This is a genomic window from Balneatrix alpica DSM 16621, assembly GCF_000619885.1.
GTDB lineage: Bacteria > Pseudomonadota > Gammaproteobacteria > Pseudomonadales > Balneatricaceae > Balneatrix > Balneatrix alpica.
In genome coordinates this window covers 277,914-300,448 of the sequence record NZ_JHUZ01000006.1, presented here as the reverse complement: position 1 = coordinate 300,448, position 22,535 = coordinate 277,914, and the positions used below count along the sequence as shown (strand labels likewise).

Here is a 22,535-nt window from a genome sequence, read left to right as displayed (position 1 = left end):
AAGCTGACCACACTCGATGGTGATGGTCTCTCCCTATGGAACTCTTCTTCCTTGGCACCTCTTCCGGGGTGCCCAGTAAAGGTCGCAATGTCAGCGGCATCGCCCTGCGCCGGGCCAATAGCAAAAGCTGGTGTTTGGTCGACTGTGGCGAGGCCAGCCAACATCAGTTGCTGCATCTGCCCCTTAGCCTGAGCCAACTCGATACCCTGTTGATTACCCATCTGCATGGTGACCACTGTTATGGCCTGCCGGGGCTGCTGGCCAGTGCCAGTATGCAGGGGCGCAGTGCGCCGTTGCGCTTAGTGGGCCCCGCGGATCTCTGGCCCTGGCTGCAGGCCACCTGCGCCTATACCCACCTGCATCTTAGTTTTGCGTTGGAGTTTCACCCACTGGAGTCGCTGCAAGCGCCCCTAATGCTGGCGGAGTTTGAGCTCAGTGCCTGCCCGCTGGCCCATCGGGTGCCCAGCTATGCCTACGTCTTTTGCGAAAAGCGCCTGCCAGGCAAGTTGGATGAGGCCAAGCTGCGTCACTCTGGCATTCCTGCCGGCCCCCTGTGGGGTCAGCTGCACCGTGGTGAGCGGGTGGAGTGGCAAGGACAGCACTATCATGGCCATGACTTTATCCTCAGCCCCCGCGCACCACGCCGCGTGATTATTAGTGGCGATAATGCTGAGCCAAGCTGCCTGGCGCCCTTGCTACCGGCGGATTTGCTGGTACATGAGGCGACTTATAGTGAGGAGGTGCTGGCCAAGGTTGGCCCTGGCCCCATGCATTGCAGTGCAGCGCGGATTGCCCGTTACGCCAGCCAAGCAGGTATCCCTAATCTGCTACTGACCCACTTTAGCCCACGCTATCAGCGCCCCAGCGGCCCCTTATCGATCCAGGCCCTGCAGCAGGAGGCCGCCGCCGTTTATGCAGGCCGCCTGCTGCTGGCAGAAGATTTGCGCCACTATCGTCTGACCCCTGAGGGCCAGTTACAGCGCGGGGAGAGCTATCGCCCCCGGGCGCTTAAGACTGGCCCTGACGTGCCAGGCTCTCTGCCCGAATCTGGCTGAGGGTGCGGGCTGGGGTCAGGGCTTCAATCTCCACTTGCAGCTCCAGCAACGCCGGCCCCGGCTGGGCCAGGGCTTCGGCCAGGGCGCCAGCAAATTCATCCTGCTGTTGCACCAGGGCTGCCCAGGCACCGAAACTGCGCCCCCAGGCGACAAAATCCGGGTTGTGCAGCTGGGTCGCCATTACCCGTCCGGGGTAGTGTTTTTCCTGGTGCATACGAATCGTGCCGAAGTGGCCGTTATTGACCACGATCACCAGCATCTTCACCCCATACTGCACTGCGGTGGCCAGCTCCTGGCCATGCATCAGCAAACAGCCATCCCCCGCCACGCACACCACCTGTCGCCGTGGGGCCGCCAAGGCCGCGGCCACCGCCGCTGGCAGGCCATAGCCCATGGAGCCACTGGTAGGCGCCAACTGGGTACGATAGCGGCGATGCTGATAAAAGCGATGCAGGAAGGCGGCATAGTTACCCGCGCCGTTACAGAGGATGGCATCTTCCTGCAGTTGCTCCTGCAGGGTGAGGATGGCCTCGCTCCAGCGCAGCTTGCCCGGCAGCGGCTGGACCTGGATAAAACCTTCATAGGCCTCGCGCTGTTGTTTAACGCGCCATTGCCAGCTGCGTTTTTGACTGGCGCTGAGGGGCAGCAACTGCTCACCTAGCTGGCGGCTCAGTACCTCTGGACAGGCCTGCAATGCCAATGCCGGGCGATAGACCCGCCCCAGTTCAGCGCTATCCGGCATAACATGGATTAACTGCTGCGTAGGATTGGGGATAGAAAATAGCTGGTAGCTCTGGCTGGTCATCTCCCCTAAACGCGCCCCCAGTACCAGAATCACATCCGCCTCACTCAGCCACTGTTGCAGGGCCGGGCTGGCATTAATACCCAGATCCCCCATGTAGCAGGGATGGCTGTTATCCACATAATCTTTGCAGCGCATTGAGGTACAGACGCCGATCTGATTGTGCTCGGCAAAGGCCAGCAGTGCCTGCCCCGCCGCCTCACTCCAACGGGGGCCGCCGACGATAATCGCCGGGCGCTCCGCCACCGCCAGTTTGGCCAGCAGATGCTGGCTGCTGGCGGTATCCGGCAAGGCTAACGCCGGCTCGGCGGGCAAACAGTCTTCACAGGCCGCCATGCCAAAGAGCACATCCTCCGGCAAGGCCAGTACCACCGGCCCAGGGCGCCCACTCAGAGCCTGATAGTAGGCCCGGCTGAGGTATTCCGGCAGGCGTTCGATGCTATCCACCTCCGCCACCCACTTGGCCAGAGGAGCAAACATCTGCCGATAATCCACCTCCTGGAAGGCTTCACGATCGCGAATGCCGGTTTCCACCTGGCCGATCAGCAACAGCATCGGCGTGGAGTCCTGCATGGCCACATGCACCCCCGCCGAGGCATTGGTCGCCCCAGGGCCACGGGTCACCATGCATACCCCCACGCTGCCGGTCAGCTTGGCATGGGCCTCGGCCATCATCGCTGCCCCCCCTTCCTGGCGGCAGACGATGGTGTCGATCTGTTCATGCTGATAGAGCGCATCCAGCACCGGCAAATAACTCTCCCCCGGTACCACAAACACCCGTCGGCATCCCTGTATAGCGAGTTGATCCACCAGAATACGACCGCCCTGGCGAGGCTTAGGAGAAACAGCAGCTGACATAGAGGCTCCTGAATGCGGCAATAAGCGAAATGCCTGAGGCTGTCAGGCAAGAGTTGTCGACATTATTGAGAAAGATCGACAGCCGATTATTGACCTTAGACAAGGAGCGCCGAGCCTGCCTGTTTATTTCAGTACTCAGCAAAGCCGAGGTCGCATTTACGCATAGCACAAGTTTTTCTAATAGCTAAAGTGCCTTTTAGCCCAATCAAAAGCGGAAGCCGATGGGGTACTGGTGCCAGCCATCATAGTCGCCCTTACTTACCGGCACCCCCTGCTGGCGCAAAATGGCGTAGGCCATATTGAGGTGAAAGAAAAAGTTCGGCAGGCCATAGAGCCAGACGAACTCCTGCCCGGCTAACGCCACCTGTGCCGTGCCGGCTTGCTCCTGACAATGTGGCCAGGGCTCAGGGGGCAGGGGCGGTAAGGCTGCTAGTGTCTGACGGGTCTGCTGCAATACCCCTCGCAGGCCGGGCAGATCCTCACCTGCTGCCAAGGCCTGTGGGGTTAAGCCATAGAGGGGATAGAGGCTGCGCAGGGCAAAGCTGGCGCAGGTACGCAGTTGTTGGGCCAGGGGGAACATATCCTCCTGCAAGCGGGCTTGCAGCAGGGTGGTGCTGGCCAGCCCCTGTTGCTGGCAATAGCCTTCCAGCTTGTCGAGCAAGCCTTCGGCCTGGATTAAGTAATGCTGAAATACCCGCTGTGGATTCATCCTGCTGTCCTTCTGCTCTGATTCGCCGCTCCATCTTAATCAACCCCTATCACCCTTACCTCCCCCCCTTCTGCGATGCCAGGCTGAGGTAGATGGTTTACATCTAAACTAATCTGTGTTGAGATGGCACCTCTATAGTTTAGATGTGAACTATCATGCAACACCGCTTGTTCTTCCTGCTGACCCAGGCACAAAAACGCCTGTATCGCCATGCTGATCGGCGCTGCGAGCAAGAGCTGGGCAGCTCTGTCACCCAGTTGGCTGCCCTGCTCTATATCGTCAAACAGCCTGGTTGCCTGCAAAAAGACTTGGCTGCTGAGCTGGATCTGAACAAATCCGCTATCACCGGGCTGCTCAGCCGGATGGAGGCCAATGGTCTGGTCAGCCGCCAAACCCCCAGTGACGATGCCCGTGGCCAGGCGCTCTATCCCACCGCCCTGGGGGAAAGCAAGGCCGCCGCCGTCAAACCACTGATTCAACAGTTTAATCAACGCTTTAGCGAAGCCTTTAGCGAGCAGGAGCTGGCGCTGGTGGCGCGCTTCCTCAACTTTATTCTGGAACAGTATGACTAGAGCCAATTCTCCCCAACTTGAGCGCCTACAGACCCCCGCCGGCCATGCCATCAGCGCACGCCTGTTCCGTACCGATGCCTATTCCCCTCGCGGGGTCTGCATTCTCGCTCCCGCTACGGGGGTGGCGCAGTATCTCTATGACGATCTGGCCCATTGGTTAAGTGGCCATGGCTTTCATGTGGTGACCTTTGATTACCAGGGCATTGGCTTATCGCTGGAAGGGAATATTCGTGATTGCCGTGCCGATGTGCTGAGCTGGGCTAATCAGGATTGCCCTACCCTGCTGCGTTGGGTCGCCACACAATTTCCCAGCCTGGAACGGACTTGGATTGGCCATAGTGTCGGTGGCCACCTGCTGGGCATGATGCCCGATAGCCACCTGATCGACCGTGCCATCACCGTGGCAGCGGGGACTGGTACCTGGTGGCTCAATGCCTGGCCGACCAAGCGTATCGTCTGGTTCTTGTGGTTTGTACTGGTGCCCTTGCTAGTACCGCTTTACGGCTACTTTCCGGGCAAACGCATTGGCATTATGTGCGACCTGCCCAAGGGCGTGATTAAACAGTGGCGGCACTGGTGCCTGCACCGTCACTATGCTCCCCAAGCAGAGGGGGAGTGGTTGTGGCAGCGTTTTGCCCAGGTCAAGCAACCCATCACCGCCCTCGCCTTCAGTGATGATGAGATGATGTCCAAAGCCAGTATTGATGCCTTGCATGGCTTTTTTAGCGGGAGTGAGGTGACCCGTATTGAAATCAGCCCTGCCCAAATCGGCAAAAAGCGAATCGGCCACATTGGCTGGCATCGCCGCGGTTATGAGGCTTTATGGCAACACTATTTGCTGCCCTTGCTGCCGGCAGCAGGCGACCTCCATGTCACCCCTGCCGCTCAGGCTTAACTAAGCTTGGCAGCCAACTGGTTGGCCAGTTGCCGTTGGTTAGCCTGCAACTGGGCCAGATCAAGCTGGGTCAGCTGGCCATCCCACACCTGCCACTGCCCCGCCACCATCACCCGGTCGGCGCGGCTGGCGCCACATAGCAGTAACGCCGCCAGCGGATCACCGGCACCGGCAAAGCGCAGTTCATCCAGCTTGAACAGGGCCAAGTCCGCCTGTTTGCCCACCGCCAGCTGGCCAATATCCTCCCGCCCCAAACAGGCCGCCGAGCCCTGAGTCGCCCAGTGCAGGGCGCGCTGATGGGTCACCGCCGCCGCGCCGTAACGCAGGCGCTGCAATAGCAGGGCCTGGCGCACCTCCTGGATCATATTGGAGCCATCATTGGAGGCGGAGCCATCGACCCCCAGCCCCACCGGACTGCCAGCGGCTTCCAGTTCCAGGGTGCGGCACTGGCCCGAGGCCAACAGCATATTGGAGGAGGGGCAATGGCAGATGCCCACCTGTTGCTGACCTAAGCGGCGCACGTCCTCATCGTTAAAGTGGATGCCATGGGCCAGCCAGGTGCGCGGCTGTAACCAGCCTTGCTGCTCCAGGTAATCCAGGGGACGCATGCCAAACAGGCGCAGACAGAAGGCGGTTTCATCTTCGGTTTCCGCCAAGTGGGTGTGCAGGCGCACATCCTCACTGGCCGCCAGGCGAGCGGTTTCCGCCATCAACTGCGGTGAGACCGAGAACGGCGAACAGGGCGCCAGGGCGATCTGCACCTTGGCCCCGGCACCGCGCTGGTGATAACGGCGGATCAGGCGCAGGGAGTCATCAATAATCTGCTGCTCATTCTGCACCGTTGACTGCGGCGGCAGGCCGCCCTGCTCCTGGCCCAGACTCATCGAGCCCCGGGTCAGGTGCAAGCGCATCCCCAGGGGGGCCGCCGCCTCGATCTGGATATCGATGGCCTGTTCCAATCCCTGGGGAAACAGGTAGTGATGATCACTGGCGGTGGTACAACCCGATAGCAGCAATTCTGCCAGCGCCACCTGGGTGGAGCTGTGAATCATCGCCGGCTCTAACCCCGCCCACAGCGGGTAGAGGGTTTGCAGCCAGGGAAACAGCTCTTTATTGAGCGCAGCAGGAAAGGCACGGGTCAGGGTTTGATAGAAATGATGGTGGGTATTGATCAGCCCCGGTAGCAGTACATGCTCGCTGGCGTCGATCCGTTGATCCACCGGCGCACTGGGTTGTTGCCCGGCGGCCAGGGTTTCGACGATCAGGCTACCCTCCAGCACCAGGCCATTGGCATAGCTGGGTTCAAGGGTGGCTAGGGGGGAATCAATCCAAATACGTTGAGGGCGTTGCATCGCTCGGTCCTATGGAGTTGCATTGCCCGGATGTAGTCACGGCTGACGCACAATCCGGGAAGGTACGTCAGCCGATCGCGCGGAAAATCCGCACAATAGGGTCAGCAGCTTAGCTACTGGATAGGGCAGCCTGCTGAGTTGCGGGCGCGCTCGTTGTCGGGCTTGCAGCCTCGGCCACCTCCTCAATACTGGGCTCTTCCGGTGGCAGCACCAGGCTCAGGATGATGGCGGAAAAGGCACCGATGGTCACCGGTGAACCGAAAATATTACGGATAATCTCCGGGAAACCACTAAAGGCGGCAGGCACGCCTGCTACCCCCATCCCCAAACCAATGGAGACGGCAAAGATCAGCATATCGCGGCGCCCCAGTTTGGACTCCGCCAGGATCTTCACACCGGCGGCAGCCACGGTGCCAAACATCACCACCGTCGCCCCACCCAGCACTGGTTTGGGCAACAACTGCAGCATGGCCCCTACCGCCGGGAATAACCCTAACAACACCAAAATAGCTGCCATGTAATAGGCCACATAGCGGCTGGCCACCCCAGTCAGTTGGATCACGCCGTTATTCTGGCTGAAGGTGGTCATCGGCAGGCTGTTAAAGGTCGCCGCAATGCCTGAGTTAATGCCATCGGCCAGCACCCCGGCGCGAATCCGCTTGATGTATTCCGGCCCGGATACCGGCAGCTTGGAGAGCATCGAGTTAGCGGTCAGGTCGCCGGTGGTTTCCAGCGCGGTAATCAGGAAGATCAGGCCGATGGGGATAAATACCGCCAAGTCGAAGCTAAAACCAAACTTAAAGGGCACCGGCACCGCTAACAGAGGGAAGTCCGCCAAACCGGCAAAGTTCACCTTACCCATCATGGCGGCCACGGCAAAGCCGACCAGCAGGCCGATAAAGATCGCGCTCATGCGCAAAAACTGCAGATTAAAGCGGTTCAGCACCACAATGATCCCCAGCACCAGTGCCGCCAGACCAATGTTTTCAATCGAGCCCAGATCACTGGCGCCAAAGCCACCGGCCATATCCGTCATTGCCACCTTCACCAGCGACAACCCCATCAGAGTAATGATGGTGCCGGTTACCACCGGGGTGACGATGCGCTTCAGCTTGTGGATAAAACGACTCACCGCAATTTCGATAAAGGCACCAAGAAAACAACAGCCGTAGAGGGTGGCGAGGATTTCCTCCGGGCTGCCGCCCCGGGCTTTGACGATCATGCCGCCACTTAAAATCACGCTGAGAAAGCCAAAGCTGGTGCCCTGTAAGCACAACAAACCCGAACCAACCGGGCCAAACTTACGCGCCTGAATAAAGGTTCCTATACCCGAGACGATCAACGCCATGCTGACCAGATAGGGCACATAATCCCCCAGGCCCAACACCCCTCCGACAATCAAGGTGGGGGTGATGACACCGATAAAACTGGCAAGAATATGTTGAAAAGCAGTGAAAATAGAGGTGGGAACATTAGGGCGATCTTCGACACCGAAGATCAAGGTGGAGTGAGGCTTAGTCATGCTTGGCCCCTCCTTTGCTGATCAGTGGCATCTGCTGCAACAGATAACGCACTAAACAAAGTGGCCAGCTATGACGCCAGTCCTCCTGCGAGCTGGATTGTAAATCCAGCGCCAAATCTGCCACCGGCATCGGTTGCATAGGCATGGGTGTTTCCTCCAGGCGGTAATCGGGTGCAGATACCCGACCCCGCTCCCTTTTATTGTTATGTTGCGGGACGGACTGAGCGATGCAGTCCAGTGGTGGGAGCCCTGCCATTATAGACACTCCTTTTCTAATTTGTGAACAATTTTATTGGCAAATTGAATCCATAATTTTGACCATAAAAAAGCCCCGCACAGTCAGCCTATTTGCTGACATGGGGGGCGCTAAGGTTGCTATGACACACCTGAATCAGAGGGACAAAACCGGCAACTTACCGCTACCTGAGCGGAGCAAGATCTAGGCCAGTTTTTACAAGCAGGAAAAGCAGTAGATTACGCAAAAATTAGGCGTTATGTGTACAGATTGAGCAATAGCATGGCATGGGTTGCACCAGCAAGGTGCAACCCGCGCTAGGTTAAGGATCCAGCTGGGCGCCGGCATCCACCCACTGCCCCAGCAGCTGACGCTCCTCAGGAGTCATCTGGGTCAGGTTGCCCAGTGGCATCACCTGGGTGGCCACGGTCTGGGCATAGATACGGGCCGCCAGTTGCTGCATTTGCGCCGGACTATCAATCATTACCCCCGCCGGTGCAGTAGCAAAGGCACTATGGGTCGGATTGGACGAGTGGCAGACACTGCAGCGCTCCTGCACCATGGCAAACACCTGGTTGGAATCAATGCCATCATCGCTGCTCACTGGAGCCGCCTGCTCTGCATGAGCATGGGCTTCGGTCGCTACAGGGGCAGCGGCAGCATTCACGGCTTTGCGCTCAGGCGCGGTCACAAACGCCAGGGCGACCATGCCCAACGCAGCGACCGGCAAAGTCCAGGCAAACTTGTTGCTGTCATGGCGGGTATTGAAGTAGTGGCGCACCAACACACTCAACACCGCCAGCGCCGCCAACACCGCCCAGTTAAAGGCATGGCCATAGGTGCTGGGGAAGTGGTTGCTGATCATGATGAACAGCACCGGCAACGTCAGGTAGTTGTTATGGCGTGAGCGCAGCAGCCCCTTGGCTGGCAGCACCGGATCAGGCTCACGCCCTTCTTCAATGGCTTTCACCAAGGCCCGCTGAGCCGGCATGATAATGCGGAAGACGTTACCCACCATGATGGTACCGATGATGGCACCAACATGGATAAAGGCCCCCCGGCCACTAAAGACCTGGCTAAAACCGTAGGCCGCCGCAATCAGCAGCACAAAGATCACCCCACCCAGCAAAGCCGGTTGTTTACCGAGGGCGGAATCACAGAGAAAGTCATAGATAAACCAACCCGCTACCAAGGCCGCTACCCCCAGTGCCACCCCACTGACGGGGGTCAGGCCTGCATCGGGCCGCAGCAGGTAGAGATCCGCATTCATGTAGAACACCACCGCCAACAGCAGCATGCCGGTGATCCAGGTGAAGTAGGCTTCCCACTTGAACCAGTGCAGGTTCTCTGGCATTTGCGGTGGCGCCAGTTTGTACTTTTCCAGGTGATAGATGCCACCACCGTGGATCGCCCAGAGATCACCGGATAGGCCGGTACGGGGGTTAACCCGGTTGAGGTTGTTTTCGAGCCAAACGAAGTAAAACGAGGCCCCAATCCAGGCGATGCCGGTAATCATATGTACCCAGCGGATCGCCAGGTTTAACCATTCATGAAAGTGCGGATCCATAACTTCTCCTCACAAGCACTCTACTTATCTTTATTCGTGGCAACCCCCTGGCCTCCTGCCTGAATTGCCTTGATGGGAGTCTGCGCTTTCCCCGAGCCCTGAACCTAGTCAGGGCTGCAACAGCGGCTGTTGCTCAGGGGGAAAGAAAATCTCTTCACAGTTATTACCGCTACCACTGCGATCCACTACCAGAAAGTCATCTTCCGCTGCCAGAGCCAGCACCGGGTGGTGCCAAACCCCCTTGTGGTAGTTCACCCCTTGGCTGCCATCGCTGATAAAGCAACGCAGACTGGCCGGATCAAGCTGGTCCCCTTTGGGGCCCACCAGAATCAGAAAGGGCTGTCGCTTGAGCGGGATAAAGGCTTGGCTGCCCAGCGGATGCCGCTCCATCATGGTGACGGTCAACGGCATCGGCAGGGCCTGGGCACGAAAGATGCTGATAATGGCACTGGCCTCCTGCCCCTCCGCCTCTACCGTGGCCAGCTTGTGATAGCGACGGGTGGAGCCGTTGTTGATCATGAAGTAGTCCTTACCCTCGGTGGTGATGACATCACCAAAGGGGGCAAAGGCTTCAGCCGTCAACGGCTCAATCGGGATCAGGCGGCTCATGGCTTATTCCTCTGTGGGCTGAATATGGCCAAACAGACGCAGGCGGCTCACCCCGCCATCGGGGAAGATATTCAGGCGCACATGGGTAATGGGGCCCAGGTCATTAACCTCAGTGAAGTGGTGTTCCTGGTGCATCTGCAGTTTCTGCTGGGGCAATAGCTCACGCCAGAACAGACTCTGGGTGGCGATCTGCTCATCGGTACCGCCACGCACATAGGCCGCCTGAATACTGCAGGAGTCCGGATAGTTACCCTTAAAGTGCAGGGTATCCACCAGCACTTCTTTCACCACCCCAACATGGCCCAGGGCCACGATCACCCAGTCATTGCCAGGGGTACGGCGGCGGGCGGTCTCCCAACCATCACCCATGTTGACGCCACGACCAGGGTTAAGGATGTTGCCCTTCTTACCAAAGTGCTCATCGTTACAGGCAATGGCTCGGCCACCATTCAGTGCTGCCGCCAGGTCAACCAACTCGTTGGGATCCTGTTTGCTCCAGTCTTTGTAAGGCATGCCGTACAGACGCAGGCGCGCCACCCCACCGTCGGGGAAAATATTCAGACGCACATGGGTCCAGGGGCCACTGGCACTGATTTCATGCAGATGATGGCTGTTGCCCTGCAGAGCAACGGAGTCGAGGATATTGACCCACTGGGTGCGCTCATCCGGCTCCTGCTCGGGGCTAAAGCAAGCATCAATCGAAGCGGACGGAGGGTAGTTGCCGGTAAAGAAACGGGTATCGATGTCACAGCCGTAGAGGTAACCGGGCACCCCTAATTTGACCACCGCAAAGTCATAGCCTTCGAAACGCTTACGGCGGGATTCCCAGCCATCCATCCACTTGCCGTTGTCGTCATAGACGCCTTCTTTCCACACCGGCTCACCAGGCTGGAGCATCCGGTCTGCTTCGGCAAACCAGTCATCGGTGACAAAGATCACTTTGGAACCCAGGCGCGCATCGGCCAGGTTGATAAACTTCATAAAGCCAGGTTGTTGGCTGCTGTTGCTGCTCATGCTGTTATTCTCACACTCAAAGCGTTATCAAAGGGTTTGCAGACGAAACAGGGCGATTTTGTTGATTTCCGCCAGCGCACGGGCAAATTCCTGCTCAGGGCTGTGGTGAATCCGCTCCTCAAAGGCCGCCAGAATCTGGTGACGATTGCTGCCTTTGACCGCCATGATGAAGGGGAAGCCGAACTTCGCTTTATAGGCCCCATTGAGCTCGGTAAAACGGGCGAACTCTTCCGCCGTACATTCGTGAATCCCCGCCCCGGCCTGTTCCGAGGTGGAGGCGGCGGTCAACTCACCGCGAATCGCCGCCCGTCCGGCTAAATCTGGGTGGGCATTAATCAATGCCAGCTGTTTATCCTGACTGGCCTCTAACAACACCTTGGCCATCGCCTGGTGCAACCCGTCAATCTGATCATGCTCAGGGGTTAGCCCCTGGTCATACACCTGCTCAGCCACCCAGGCTGAATGCTCGTAGATGTCGGCAAAGGTCTGCACAAAGTCATCACGCCCCATCAGGCTTGGCTGACAACTTTTAAACAACTCGGTCATCACTTTTCTCCTCCCGCCTTATAGGGGTGTTGCTCCTGCCAGTGGCGGGCGATATCGATACGGCGGGCAAACCAGACTTTTTCATGACTGCGTGCATAGGTCAGGAAACGCTCCAGTGCCGCCAGGCGGGCTGGACGGCCAATCAAGCGGCAGTGCAGACCGATGGAGAGCATCTTGGGTGATTCCGCCCCTTCGGCATAAAGCACATCAAAGGCATCACGCAGGTATTGGTAGAACTGCTCACCAGAGTTAAAACCCTGGGAGGTCGAGAAACGCATATCGTTGGTGTCGAGGGTATAGGGGATCACCAAGTGGCCCTTGTCACCATTGGGCAGCCAGTAGGGCAGATCATCGTCATAGCTGTCCGAGTCATAGGCAAAGCCCCCTTCTTCCATCACCAATTTACGGGTGTTAGGGCTATTGCGACCGGTATACCAGCCCAGCGGACGCTGGCCACAGAGGCGCTCAATAATCTCAATCGCCTTGTGCAGGTGCTCACGCTCGGTGGCTTCATCGACATATTGGTAGTCGATCCAGCGATAACCGTGGGAGCAAATCTCATGACCGCATTCGACAAACTCCCTGGCCAGCTCTGGGTGACGCTCCAGCGCCATTGCCACGGCAAAAATGGTGAGGGGAATGTCGTACTTCTGGAACAGTTTCAGAATGCGCCACACCCCAGCACGGCTGCCATATTCATAGATGGACTCCATGCTGATATGACGCACACCGGGAAAAGGCTGGGCTCCGGGGATTTCCGACAGAAACGCCTCGGACTCCTTGTCCCCGTGCAGAATGCAACGCTCACCGCCTTCCTCGTAGTTAAGTACAAAAGAGATGGCAACACGGGCCTCTTGCGGCCAATGGGGATGGGGCGGGTTGGCACCATAACCAATCAAATCACGTGGATACTGACTACTCACAAGTTTTCTCCTGAATTCGCGGAGGCTGGGCAGTGGTAGCTCTTGGCCAAACCGGGATGCCCCCTCATCTGCAAGCATGATCGCAGAATAACAGCTCCAAATATTGTGTACAATCAAATTCTATTTTTGTAAATCATTTTGTACTTCACTATTCGCACACTCTGCTTAGTACGCTTTCATCCTGCTTTAGCTTAGTCGAGCCTGATTGCCCTTGCCTGCCCGAGCCTGGATTCCAATCCGATCACCCGTGATATTTCTTTGCTTAGCACAACCAGAGGAAAGCAGAGCAAATAAAAGGCCAGAAAATTGTACACAAAAAAAACTTTTCTTGTGGACTCGCAGGTCAGCATTGTACTAGAGTGGTGACAACAACCTGTGATGGAGGAGGGGCCATGCCCGCGACTAATCGCCCCCAGGGCTACCTGACAACCCATGTGCTGGATACCGCTGCCGGCACTCCTGGCGCTGATCTGCTAGTACGGCTGTACCGCCTGCAAGGTCAACAACGCCAGTTAATCACCAGCGTCCGCACCAATGCTGATGGCCGTTGCGATCAGCCCCTGCTGCAGGGAGATGACTTCATCGCTGGTGTGTATGAGTTGGAATTCAGCGCAGGCGACTACTATCGCGCCCGCGGTGTCACGCTGGCGGAGCCGGCTTTTCTAGATGAGGTGGTATTGCGCTTTGGCTTGGCCGAAGAGGACCAGCACTACCACGTCCCGCTGCTGATTTCGCCCTACAGCTACTCCACCTACCGGGGTAGTTAAGGCCAGCAGCTTGGAGGCAATGCTGCTTCCCGCATTGCCTTTCACCTAGTGCGGACAAGGAAGCCCAGCCCCTGAAACGGGCTGGCGGGATCGGCTTGCCCTCTGCTTGGGCTAGATGCTCCCATCGCCGCACCAAGGTGTGACCTGATGACAATAAATCTAAGTGAAACAGGGCATTACCGATGAAAGCGAACGATACCAGCCTGGCCGAATCCGGCCTGCAAGAGAACTCTGCCGCCAGCGGCGGCCTGCTCGACAGCCTGTTTGAGCTCAGTGCCAAAGGCTCCACGGTAAAACGGGAAGTGATTGCCGGGGTGACCACCTTCCTCACCATGGCCTATATCATCTTTGTTAACCCCAGTATCCTCTCCGCCTCCGGCATGGACTACGGCGCCGTCTTCGTCGCCACCTGTATTGCCGCCGCGATTGGCAGCCTGATTATGGGCCTGTACGCCAACTACCCGATTGCCCTGGCACCGGGCATGGGCTTGAACGCCTTCTTCAGTTTTACCGTTGTCGGCGAACTAGGTTACAGCTGGGAAGTAGCACTGGGTGCAGTCTTCCTCTCTGGTTTAATTTTTATTGCCCTGAGTATCTTTAAGATTCGCGAATGGGTGATTAACTCTATTCCCATGTCATTGCGCATGGCGCTCTCCGCCGGGGTAGGCCTGTTCCTGGGGATTATTGCCCTGAAAACCGCTGGCATTGTGGTCGACAGCCCAGCCACGCTAGTCACCTTGGGGGATATGACCCAAGCCGGGCCACTGCTGGCCGCCCTGTGTTTTGGCATCATCGTGGTGCTCAGCCATTACAAGGTGATTGGCTCAGTGATGTGGGGCATCCTCACCGTCACGCTGATTGCTCTGCTGTTAGGCATGACGGAATACTCCGGCATCGTCTCCATGCCCCCCAGTATTGCTCCTACCCTGCTGGCGCTGGATATTGCCGGTGCCTTTGAAGTGGGGATGATCAGCATTATCTTCGCCTTCCTGTTTGTTGATATGTTTGACACCGCCGGCACCCTGCTGGGGGTGGCACACCGGGCCAAATTACTGGATGAGCAAGGCAAGTTACCTGGGATGGGCAAAGCCCTGATCGCCGACTCCGGCGCCAGTATCTGCGGTTCCCTGCTGGGTTCCTCTACCACCACCAGCTTTGTCGAAAGCGCCGCAGGGGTGGAAGCCGGTGGTCGTACCGGTCTGACTGCGGTAGTCGTGGCAGGTCTCTTTCTGCTGGCGATGTTCTTTGCTCCCTTGGCTGGCATGGTGCCTGGCTTTGCCACTGCTGGCGCACTCTTCTATGTCGCCGTGGTGATGCTGAGCGGCCTGGCCCATATCGACTGGGAAGACCTAACCGAAGCAGCCCCAGCAGCCATTGCGGCGATTATGATGCCCCTGTCCTTCTCGATCGCAAACGGCATCGCCCTGGGCTTTATCGCCTATACCCTGATCAAGCTGGCCAGCGGTCGTCAGAGTGAGGTGTCCCTGAGTATGTATCTGCTCAGCGCACTCTTTATCTGCAAGTTTGCTTTCCTCTAACCCTTTTCCGTGACTCCCAGGGCCTTGCCCTAACGGAAACAGCCCCGCCTCGTGCGGGGCTTTTACGTAATAGTGCAAGCAACTTAAATAGCACCCGTCATTTGGATACAAAACAAGCCACACACTATTGTGCAACTTTTTGTCCTGAGTGTTTGTGTACAATTTTATGATCAGCGACTATGATGCCTGCAATTGTGCACAGCTTTGCAGGTATTCTCAGCGCCCATGAACGAACTCATCAAACGCAAAGACAAGGCTGCTCCGGCAGAACCCAGCCAAACTCAGGATGACATTGTTTACGCTCATGTATTCGATGCTATTTTGGAACAGCGTCTGGCCCCCGGCACCAAGTTAAGTGAAGAGGCGTTGGGGGAAATCTTTGGCGTCAGCCGCACCGTCATCCGCCGTGCACTGCTGCGCCTCTCCCATGAAGGCGTGGTGCAACTGCGCCCCAACCGCGGTGCGGTAGTCTCCAGCCCTAATGTCGATGAAGCCCGCCAGATTCTGTTTACCCGCCGCATTATCGAAAAAGCCATTACCGAGCTGGCAGTCGACAATCGCAACAGCGAACAACTGCGGGTGCTACGGCAAATGGTGGAAGATGAGCACCAGTGCTTTAGTCGCGGCGATCGCGGTACTGGCATCCGCCTGTCGGGTGAATTTCATCTGCAACTGGCGCGGATGGCGGCTAACCAGCCGATGCTGAACTTCCAGCGCAGCCTGATTTCACAAACCTCCCTGATCATTGCCCAGTTTGAAGCCGGCGGTAAAAGTCACTGCTCCTACGATGAGCACATGGAATTGATTGCCGCGATTGAAGCAGGCGACAAGGCCCGTGCTTTAAAGCTAATGGATGATCACCTCAAACATGTTGAGGACAAACTCAATCTGGATGGTGAAGCCGCCACCGATGATCTGCATGCGGTGTTTTCCCATCTGTTGGATAAAAAGCCGCTCAAGGTCAAACGTAGCAAGCTGGCGGAAGACTAACCCGTCAGCATCGGGCATAAAAAAACCGCTGGCTCACACCAGCGGTTTTTTATTGGACAGACGACGGGCTTAGAACAGCACGCGAGTCTTGATGGTACCGGCAATGCCCTGCAGTTTCTGCAGCGCCAGCTCAGAGTACTCAGCGTTCACATCGATCACCACATAACCAACCTTGTCATTGGTTTGCAGATACTGAGAAGCGATGTTGATGCCGTTCTCAGAAAAGACCGAGTTAATCTGTGACAATACCCCAGGCACGTTCTGGTGAATGTGCAACAGGCGGTGGTTGCCAGGATGGCTGGGCAATGCCACCTCTGGGAAGTTGACCGACATGGTCGAGGTGCCGTTATCACTGTAACGCACCAGTTTGTCGGCGACTTCTACCCCGATCATTTCCTGGGCTTCCATGGTGGAACCGCCGATATGGGGCGTCAGGATGACATTGTCGAGGCCACGCAGCGGCGAGACAAACTCGTCATTGTTAGAGCGTGGCTCCACCGGGAAGACGTCAATCGCCGCTCCCAACAACTTACCACTCTTGATCGCCTGGGCCAGGGCATCGATATCCACCACCGTGCCACGGGAAGCATTGATAAAGATGCTGCCCTGTTTCATCCAGGAAAACTCGCGCTCACCAATCATATTCTTGGTGGAGACGGTTTCAGGCACATGCAGGCTGACCACGTCAGCACGCTGGAACAATTCCTGCAGGCTACCGACCTGCTGCGCCTTGGACAGCGGCAGCTTGGTGACCACATCGTAATAGAGCACATTCATGCCCATCGATTCGGCCATGATCGACAACTGCGTACCAATGGAGCCGTAACCGACGATACCCAGGGTTTTGCCCCGAATTTCGTAGCTGTTTTCTGCACTTTTCAGCCAGCCACCCCGGTGACAGACCGCATTCTTCTCTGGAATGCCGCGCATTAGCATGATGATTTCCGCCAGCACCAGCTCAGCCACGCTGCGGGTGTTGGAGTAAGGGGCGTTGAATACTGCAATACCGCGCTCCAGCGCCGCACCCAGATCAACCTGGTTGGTACCGATACAGAAACAACCGATGGCTACCAGCTTGTTAGCATGGGATAGCACCTCAGCGGTCAGCTGGGTACGGGAGCGGATACCGATAAAGTGAGCATCGGCGATCTTCTCGCACAGCTCCGCTTCTGGCAGCGATCCCTTGTGGTACTCAATGTTGGTGTAACCGTTGGCTTGGAAGCTATCCAGTGCAGATTGATGCACCCCTTCCAGCAACAAAATTTTGATCTTACTCTTATCCAGAGAAGTAGTTTTTGCCATGATGCTCACGTAACCCTCGCATACGTTAGCTGTCTTCACCGGCGTGATTAGCGCCTCAAGTGGGCTGGCAATGATAGCACAGCTGGGCAATGTGTAACTGACAAGAAGCATCAACCTTAGCGTAAGTTAGACGTATTTTTTTAACTCTTCGCCTTAGTTTTATTCATAAAGACCAAGGCTAAAAGTGAACCGAAAGGAGTAAAAATGTCGCACGCTCACCGTTATGTCGATGGCGAAACCCTACTGCATCCTCTGGGCAAAGTGGTTTGCATCGGTCGTAACTATGCCGAACATGCCAAAGAGCTGAATAACCCGATTCCCACCGAGCCGATTCTGTTTATCAAACCGTCCACCAGCGTCACCCCCTTACAGGAACCCCTCAGCCTGCCCCAAGGTTTAGGGGAAGTGCACCACGAGCTGGAGCTGGCAGTCTTGATTGGCGCCCCCTTGCGCCAGGCAGATGAAGCCACTGCCAAACAGGCTATTGCCGGCTATGGCCTGGCGCTGGATCTGACCCTGCGGGAGCTGCAGAGCAAGCTGAAAGAAAAAGGTCAACCCTGGGAAAAAGCCAAGTGTTTCGATGGCGCCTGCCCTCTCTCACCCTGGTTGCGGGCCGAGGCGGTTGCCGATGTGCAAAACCTCAACCTCAGCCTGACGATCAACGGCGAAGTCCGCCAGCAAGGCAATACCGCCGACATGCTCACCCCGGTGTATGCCCTCCTCGCCTATGCCAGTCGCTTCTTTACCCTGGAGCCAGGGGATGTGGTGCTGACGGGCACCCCCGCCGGAGTCGGCCCACTGCGCAGTGGCGATCAGCTGAGCCTGAGCCTGGACTCACTGCTGCACATTGCCACCCAGGTTAAGTAAGGCGACGCGACTCCAGCACAAAATCGACAAAGGCCTGGTTAGCACGGGAAAGATAAGCTCCCCGGCGCCAGGCCAGCGACAAGTCCAGCCATACAGGATCGGCAAAGGGACGGGTAAGGATTTCCGGCTCATCCGCCACCGCCATCTGCAACAGGGTCGAGATGCCAAAGCCCTGTTTAACGATGGCTTTAATCAGCGGCAACAGGTTCGTTTCAAAACTGATTTGCGGTTGATACCCCCCCGCCTGTGCCAGCCGATCCACCACCTTGCGATGAAAATAGCCCTGCTTAAACATCACCAGCTCTTCGGCAAAAAAATCCGTCAGACTGATCTGGCTATGACTGGCCAAGGGATGCTCCGGCCCCAGGGTAACCAGCATTTGCTCTCGCAAAAATACCTCGGCTTGCAGATGCTCCGGGACAAACTCCGCCACGATCACCCCTAAGTCCAACTCCCCCTGCTCAATCATCTGCTGCAGTTGCCAGGTGCCCGCCTCAATCACCACCAGATTGAGGTGCGGATAACGGTGTTTAAACGCCATCAAAATCGGCGGGAAGTAGTAGGAGCCAAGCATGGAGGGAATCCCCACCCGCACCTCTCCCTTGGTCAAGCCCTTTAATTCAGCCATCTCCAGGCGTGCTTCTGCTAAGGCTTGGACAATCCGCTGCGCATGCTTGAGTAAATAACGCCCCTCATCGGTCAGGCTGACCTGGCGCTCATGGCGATGGAAAAGCTGTACCTCCAGCTGTTGCTCCAGCTTACGAATCGCCACACTGACCGCCGGCTGCGCAATCCCCAATTGCTCCGCCGCCCGGGTAAAACTTTGCTGCCTGGCCACCGCCAGGAAATAACTCAGGCTTTTTCCATCCATTTATAAATACTCGTTATAGAATCCATAATCGGCATATATTTTTTATATAGCAAAGCCGGCGCTAGAGTACAGCCATCCCGCTGTCCTTCGGTGCTCATCATGTATAGCCTGCATAGCCGCCCTTATCGCCACGCCAGCCTGGCCCTGCTGCTGGGCTCCTTTATGGTGTTTGCCAACCTCTACTTACTGCACCCGTTATTGCCGATGTTAAGTCAGGGTTTTCAGGTATCGCCGCTGCAAGCCAGCGCCAGCTTTACCCTCAGCACCCTGACGCTGGGGCTGTCGCTGCTGATCTGGGCTCCCCTGTCCGATGCCCTGGGCCGTCGCCATTTGATTCTGCTCAGCCTAACCGGCACCGCGCTGTGCAGCCTGGCTCTGGTTTATGTCCAGAGTTTTAGCCAACTGTTACTGCTACGGGCCCTGCTGGGCCTGTTTCTTGGCGGCCTACCGGCCATGGCCGTCGCTTACTTAGGGGATGAATTTGAACACCGCGCGCTACAAGCCGCCGTGGGGGTTTATATCAGCGGCAATACTCTCGGCGGCATTGGTGGGCGATTGCTGGGTGGCTTTATTGGTGAAGGCTGGGGCTGGCAAAGTGCCTGCCTGGTGATGGCGTTGATTAGCCTGATCTGCCTGCTGGGGGTCAGTCTGCTGTTACCCAAAGCCCAGGCTTTTCAGCCCCAGCCACTGCATCCGCTACAGATGATCAAACCCTTAGGCCAACATCTGCGTAACCCCAAGCTGTTGCTGCCTTATTTGATCGGCGGACTCAATTTCATGGTGTTTATTAACCTCTACACCTACCTGACTTTCCGGCTGGAATTACCGCCCTTCCATTTAACCGCCAGTGCCCTGGGCTTGCTGTTTTTAACCTACCTTAGCGGTACCCTGGCCTCTGCACGGGTTGGCTTGCTCAATCAAAAGTGGGGAGTAATGGGTTCGATCAAAGGCGGCATTGTGCTGCTGATGCTCGGTAGTCTCTGTACGCTGGCTAGCCCACTCTGGTTGATCATTGCAGGGCTACTGATCAACAGCTTTGGCTTTTTCCTCGCCCATGCCACCCTGAGTAGCCTGGTTAACCGTCAGGCCCAGCAGGCCAAGGCCAGTGCCTCGGCGCTCTATCTGGTGTGCTATTACCTGGGGGCCAGTGTCGGCAGTTATTACCTGCATCCATTCTGGAGTGCCGGTGGATGGGTAGGGGTGGTACTGGCGGTGCTGCTGGTATTGGCCTGCACCCTGGGTTTGAGCCTGCTGCTGGCGCGCCGGCTTCAACCCTTACGGGCAGACGCCCGCTTAGCCGGCACAGAAGCGGCCAAGAGTTCTTCCTGACTGATGGAGCCCATGCCATCGCGGATATCGCCCTCAATCGCCAGGCGCAGCGCCAGGGCATCTTTTTGCTCAATGGCACGCAGCGCCTCGGCATGGCGATCCAACACATAGGACACCCCAATCCGCCCCAATACCATGCGCATAAAGGGGCCAAACTGCAGCCACAGACTTTCGATCAACGGGATCAGCACCTGGGAATCACCGGCACGGTAGAGGGTCAGGTGAAACTCCTGATTCTTGGCCAGGTAAGCGGGCACATCACCCACCCGCAGGGCTTCATCCACCTCGGCATCAATCGCCCGCAGCTCTGCCAGACAGGCTTCATCGATATGGGGCAACGCCCGGGTAGCCGCCAAGGATTCCAGCGCGATACGCGCCGCAGCCAGTTCTTCCAGCTTGGCAGGGGTCATGCTCGGTACCGTTACCCGGCGATTGCTCAACAGCTGCAACGCCCGCTCCGCCACCAAACGGCGCAGGGCTTCACGAACCGGCATCAGACTGACATTCAGCATCTGCGCCACCCCGCGGATGGTAACACTGTGTCCCGGCAGGAAGTGTCCGGTCATAATCGCCTGACGTAACTGGCTATAGACCCACTCATGCAGGGTCTCGCTATCCTCACGCGCAACGGTCGGCAGGTCGGCAGGATCAGGCTGATTGGCCAAAGGCAGTACTCCAGGCATGAGGGTTTCTGCTCTACGGCAAGATTTTCCCCCAGGTTCTTCATCAAAGTGTCAATGGCTGTCAGTATACTAAGCCGCTTCGGGAAGCCCTAGTATTTGATCACATTTTTGCCGCCACTCTTGCGCGTTTTATCCACCCTTGCCCCTTGAACAGGATTATCTGGACTATGACCCCCTCTCCTCCTGCTCATCCCAGCTTGTTTGAAGCCTTCAAGTTCTGGCTGAAACTGGGCCTGATCAGCTTTGGCGGCCCTGCTGGGCAAATTGCCATCATGCATCAGGAGCTGGTTGAAAAGCGGCGCTGGCTATCTGAACGGCGCTTCCTCCATGCCCTTAACTACTGCATGGTGCTGCCTGGCCCGGAAGCACAGCAGTTAGCCACTTATTTAGGCTGGCTACTGCATGGCAAACGTGGCGGCATCATTGCCGGCGCACTCTTTGTACTACCGTCCTTATTCCTGTTAATGCTGCTGTCCTGGCTGTATCTGGCCTATGGCGATCAACCCCTGTTGGCGGGTTTGTTTTATGGCATTAAACCGGCGGTTACCGCCATTGTCGTCCATGCTGCCTGGCGTATTGGTAGCCGTACCCTGCATAACCCCTGGCTATGGTCGCTGGCGATCGCCGCCTTTGTCGCCCTCTTCGCCCTGCACTTGCCCTTCCCCCTGATCATCATCAGTGCCGGGCTGATAGGTTACCTGGGTGGGCGGTTGCAGCCCGCCGCCTTTCAAGGCAGTGCCCATCAGCAGAAAAAACAGGCCAACTATGGCCCTGCCCTGATTGATGATCACACCCCGCCCCCCGCTCATGCCCGCTTTAGCCGCCGTAACCTGTTGCTGCTCCTGAGTCTGGGCATACTGCTTTGGTGTCTGCCAATGTTGCTGCTCTACGGCCTATATGGCTGGCAAGGCACCTATACCCAGATGGGCTGGTTTTTTACCAAGGCGGCTTTGCTGACCTTTGGTGGCGCCTATGCAGTGTTACCCTATGTCTACCAAGGCGCGGTGGGACACTATGGCTGGCTTAGCCCCAGCCAAATGATTGATGGCCTGGCCCTCGGCGAAACTACTCCCGGGCCGCTGATAATGGTGGTGACCTTTGTCGCCTTTGTCGGCGGCAGCCTGTTTAATCCGCTGGGCTTGGATTGGCAATATGGCTCGGGCTTGGTTGCTGCGCTGCTGGTCACCTGGTTTACCTTTTTGCCCGCCTTTTTATTTATTCTGATTGGTGGCCCCCTGGTGGAAAGCACCCACGGCAAACTCTCCTTTACCGCCCCACTTACGGCCATTACCGCTGCGGTGGTGGGCGTGATAGTGAATCTGGCGCTATTCTTTGCCCAACATGTACTCTGGCCCCAAGGCCTGCAACAGGGTATCTGGCATGGTCTGGATCTTGCCGCCATGGCCATTGCCCTACTCGCCACCCTGGCGCTGTTTACCTTTAAGCGCGGCATTATGGAAGTGATAGCCACTGCTGCGCTCATAGGTTTGCTGCTGCAGCTCTAAGCCAGCCACATTGATCACAATCCA

At 57.2% G+C, this 22,535-nt stretch carries 22 protein-coding genes; 9 read left to right on the top strand and 13 right to left on the bottom strand.

Annotation, left to right across the window (positions count from 1 at the left end; genetic code table 11):
• Nucleotides 1-35 precede the first annotated feature (35 nt).
• Nucleotides 36-1,055, top strand: coding sequence for an MBL fold metallo-hydrolase (locus Q334_RS17645; protein WP_081414297.1), 1,020 nt, complete (start codon nt 36-38; stop codon nt 1,053-1,055).
• Here Q334_RS17645 and Q334_RS0101980 read toward each other — a convergent pair.
• Both Q334_RS0101980 and Q334_RS0101975 read right to left on the bottom strand, forming a co-directional pair.
• Nucleotides 1,009-2,715, bottom strand: a complete 1,707-nt coding sequence (locus tag Q334_RS0101980; protein WP_027311743.1) for a thiamine pyrophosphate-binding protein — start codon at nt 2,713-2,715, stop codon at nt 1,009-1,011. The genes Q334_RS17645 and Q334_RS0101980 overlap by 47 nt on opposite strands.
• Before the next feature lie 205 nt (nt 2,716-2,920).
• Nucleotides 2,921-3,424 (bottom strand): DUF1993 family protein, encoded by a 504-nt coding sequence (locus Q334_RS0101975; protein ID WP_027311742.1) that lies wholly within the window; start codon nt 3,422-3,424, stop codon nt 2,921-2,923.
• 155 nt (nt 3,425-3,579) lie between these two features.
• Between Q334_RS0101975 and Q334_RS0101970 the strand changes: the two genes are divergently transcribed.
• Nucleotides 3,580-3,996 (top strand): MarR family winged helix-turn-helix transcriptional regulator, encoded by a 417-nt coding sequence (locus tag Q334_RS0101970; protein WP_027311741.1) that lies wholly within the window; start codon nt 3,580-3,582, stop codon nt 3,994-3,996.
• Nucleotides 3,989-4,891: an alpha/beta hydrolase family protein gene (locus tag Q334_RS17640; protein WP_051527443.1), complete on the top strand. Its 903-nt coding sequence runs from the start codon at nt 3,989-3,991 to the stop codon at nt 4,889-4,891. Before Q334_RS0101970 ends, Q334_RS17640 begins: the two co-directional genes overlap by 8 nt.
• On the opposite strand, the gene Q334_RS0101960 is transcribed toward Q334_RS17640, so the two are convergent.
• The 8 genes from Q334_RS0101960 to puuE all read right to left on the bottom strand — a co-directional run bounded on the left by Q334_RS0101960 (nt 4,888) and on the right by puuE (nt 12,659).
• Nucleotides 4,888-6,243 (bottom strand): 8-oxoguanine deaminase, encoded by a 1,356-nt coding sequence (locus tag Q334_RS0101960; RefSeq protein WP_027311740.1) that lies wholly within the window; start codon nt 6,241-6,243, stop codon nt 4,888-4,890. The genes Q334_RS17640 and Q334_RS0101960 overlap by 4 nt on opposite strands.
• Nucleotides 6,244-6,352: 109 nt before the next feature.
• The gene (locus Q334_RS17635) at nt 6,353-7,765 is read right to left on the bottom strand and encodes a nucleobase:cation symporter-2 family protein (protein ID WP_051527442.1); all 1,413 of its coding nucleotides are present in this window, start codon (nt 7,763-7,765) and stop codon (nt 6,353-6,355) included.
• Nucleotides 7,758-7,910, bottom strand: a complete 153-nt coding sequence (locus Q334_RS20385) for a hypothetical protein (RefSeq protein WP_155888942.1) — start codon at nt 7,908-7,910, stop codon at nt 7,758-7,760. The genes Q334_RS17635 and Q334_RS20385 overlap by 8 nt, the downstream gene beginning before the upstream one ends.
• A 412-nt stretch (nt 7,911-8,322) precedes the next feature.
• Complete coding sequence (locus tag Q334_RS0101940; protein WP_027311738.1) at nt 8,323-9,567, bottom strand: urate hydroxylase PuuD; 1,245 nt, start codon at nt 9,565-9,567, stop codon at nt 8,323-8,325.
• Between the two features lie 108 nt (nt 9,568-9,675).
• Nucleotides 9,676-10,176, bottom strand: coding sequence for an ureidoglycolate lyase (locus Q334_RS0101935; protein WP_027311737.1), 501 nt, complete (start codon nt 10,174-10,176; stop codon nt 9,676-9,678).
• Between the two features lie 3 nt (nt 10,177-10,179).
• The gene (gene alc / locus Q334_RS0101930; RefSeq protein WP_027311736.1) at nt 10,180-11,190 is read right to left on the bottom strand and encodes an allantoicase; all 1,011 of its coding nucleotides are present in this window, start codon (nt 11,188-11,190) and stop codon (nt 10,180-10,182) included.
• Nucleotides 11,191-11,217: 27 nt separating this feature from the next.
• Entirely contained in the window at nt 11,218-11,736 is a 519-nt protein-coding gene (gene uraD, locus Q334_RS0101925) for a 2-oxo-4-hydroxy-4-carboxy-5-ureidoimidazoline decarboxylase (RefSeq protein WP_027311735.1), read from the bottom strand.
• Nucleotides 11,736-12,659, bottom strand: coding sequence for an allantoinase PuuE (puuE, locus tag Q334_RS0101920; protein ID WP_027311734.1), 924 nt, complete (start codon nt 12,657-12,659; stop codon nt 11,736-11,738). Before puuE ends, uraD begins: the two co-directional genes overlap by 1 nt.
• Nucleotides 12,660-13,051: 392 nt before the next feature.
• Here puuE and uraH point away from each other — a divergent pair, with 392 nt between their 5' ends.
• The 3 genes from uraH (at nt 13,052) to Q334_RS0101905 (ending at nt 15,954) form a co-directional block, all read left to right on the top strand.
• Nucleotides 13,052-13,426 (top strand): hydroxyisourate hydrolase, encoded by a 375-nt coding sequence (gene uraH / locus Q334_RS0101915; protein WP_027311733.1) that lies wholly within the window; start codon nt 13,052-13,054, stop codon nt 13,424-13,426.
• Between the two features lie 182 nt (nt 13,427-13,608).
• A complete protein-coding gene (locus Q334_RS0101910; RefSeq protein ID WP_081414296.1) occupies nt 13,609-14,964 on the top strand; it encodes an NCS2 family permease in 1,356 nt (451 codons plus the stop codon).
• Between the two features lie 225 nt (nt 14,965-15,189).
• A complete protein-coding gene (locus tag Q334_RS0101905) occupies nt 15,190-15,954 on the top strand; it encodes a GntR family transcriptional regulator (protein ID WP_027311731.1) in 765 nt (254 codons plus the stop codon).
• A gap of 69 nt (nt 15,955-16,023) precedes the next feature.
• On the opposite strand, the gene serA is transcribed toward Q334_RS0101905, so the two are convergent.
• On the bottom strand, nt 16,024-17,256 hold the full coding sequence (gene serA / locus Q334_RS0101900) for a phosphoglycerate dehydrogenase (protein WP_027311730.1): 1,233 nt from the start codon (nt 17,254-17,256) through the stop codon (nt 16,024-16,026).
• Between the two features lie 204 nt (nt 17,257-17,460).
• On the opposite strand from serA, the gene Q334_RS0101895 reads away from it, so the two are divergent.
• A complete protein-coding gene (locus Q334_RS0101895) occupies nt 17,461-18,123 on the top strand; it encodes a fumarylacetoacetate hydrolase family protein (RefSeq protein WP_027311729.1) in 663 nt (220 codons plus the stop codon).
• On the opposite strand, the gene Q334_RS0101890 is transcribed toward Q334_RS0101895, so the two are convergent.
• Complete coding sequence (locus tag Q334_RS0101890) at nt 18,116-18,994, bottom strand: LysR family transcriptional regulator (protein ID WP_027311728.1); 879 nt, start codon at nt 18,992-18,994, stop codon at nt 18,116-18,118. The two genes, Q334_RS0101895 and Q334_RS0101890, sit on opposite strands and share 8 nt — an antisense overlap.
• 99 nt (nt 18,995-19,093) lie before the next feature.
• On the opposite strand from Q334_RS0101890, the gene Q334_RS17630 reads away from it, so the two are divergent.
• Nucleotides 19,094-20,323 carry an MFS transporter gene (locus tag Q334_RS17630; protein ID WP_051527441.1) on the top strand — a complete coding sequence of 410 codons (1,230 nt, stop codon included), beginning with the start codon at nt 19,094-19,096 and terminating at the stop codon, nt 20,321-20,323.
• On the opposite strand, the gene Q334_RS0101880 is transcribed toward Q334_RS17630, so the two are convergent.
• On the bottom strand, nt 20,263-21,006 hold the full coding sequence (locus Q334_RS0101880; protein WP_035460505.1) for a GntR family transcriptional regulator: 744 nt from the start codon (nt 21,004-21,006) through the stop codon (nt 20,263-20,265). The two genes, Q334_RS17630 and Q334_RS0101880, sit on opposite strands and share 61 nt — an antisense overlap.
• A 167-nt stretch (nt 21,007-21,173) precedes the next feature.
• Between Q334_RS0101880 and chrA the strand changes: the two genes are divergently transcribed.
• Entirely contained in the window at nt 21,174-22,511 is a 1,338-nt protein-coding gene (gene chrA / locus Q334_RS0101875; RefSeq protein ID WP_027311726.1) for a chromate efflux transporter, read from the top strand.
• The last annotated feature ends 24 nt before the right edge of the window (nt 22,512-22,535 follow it).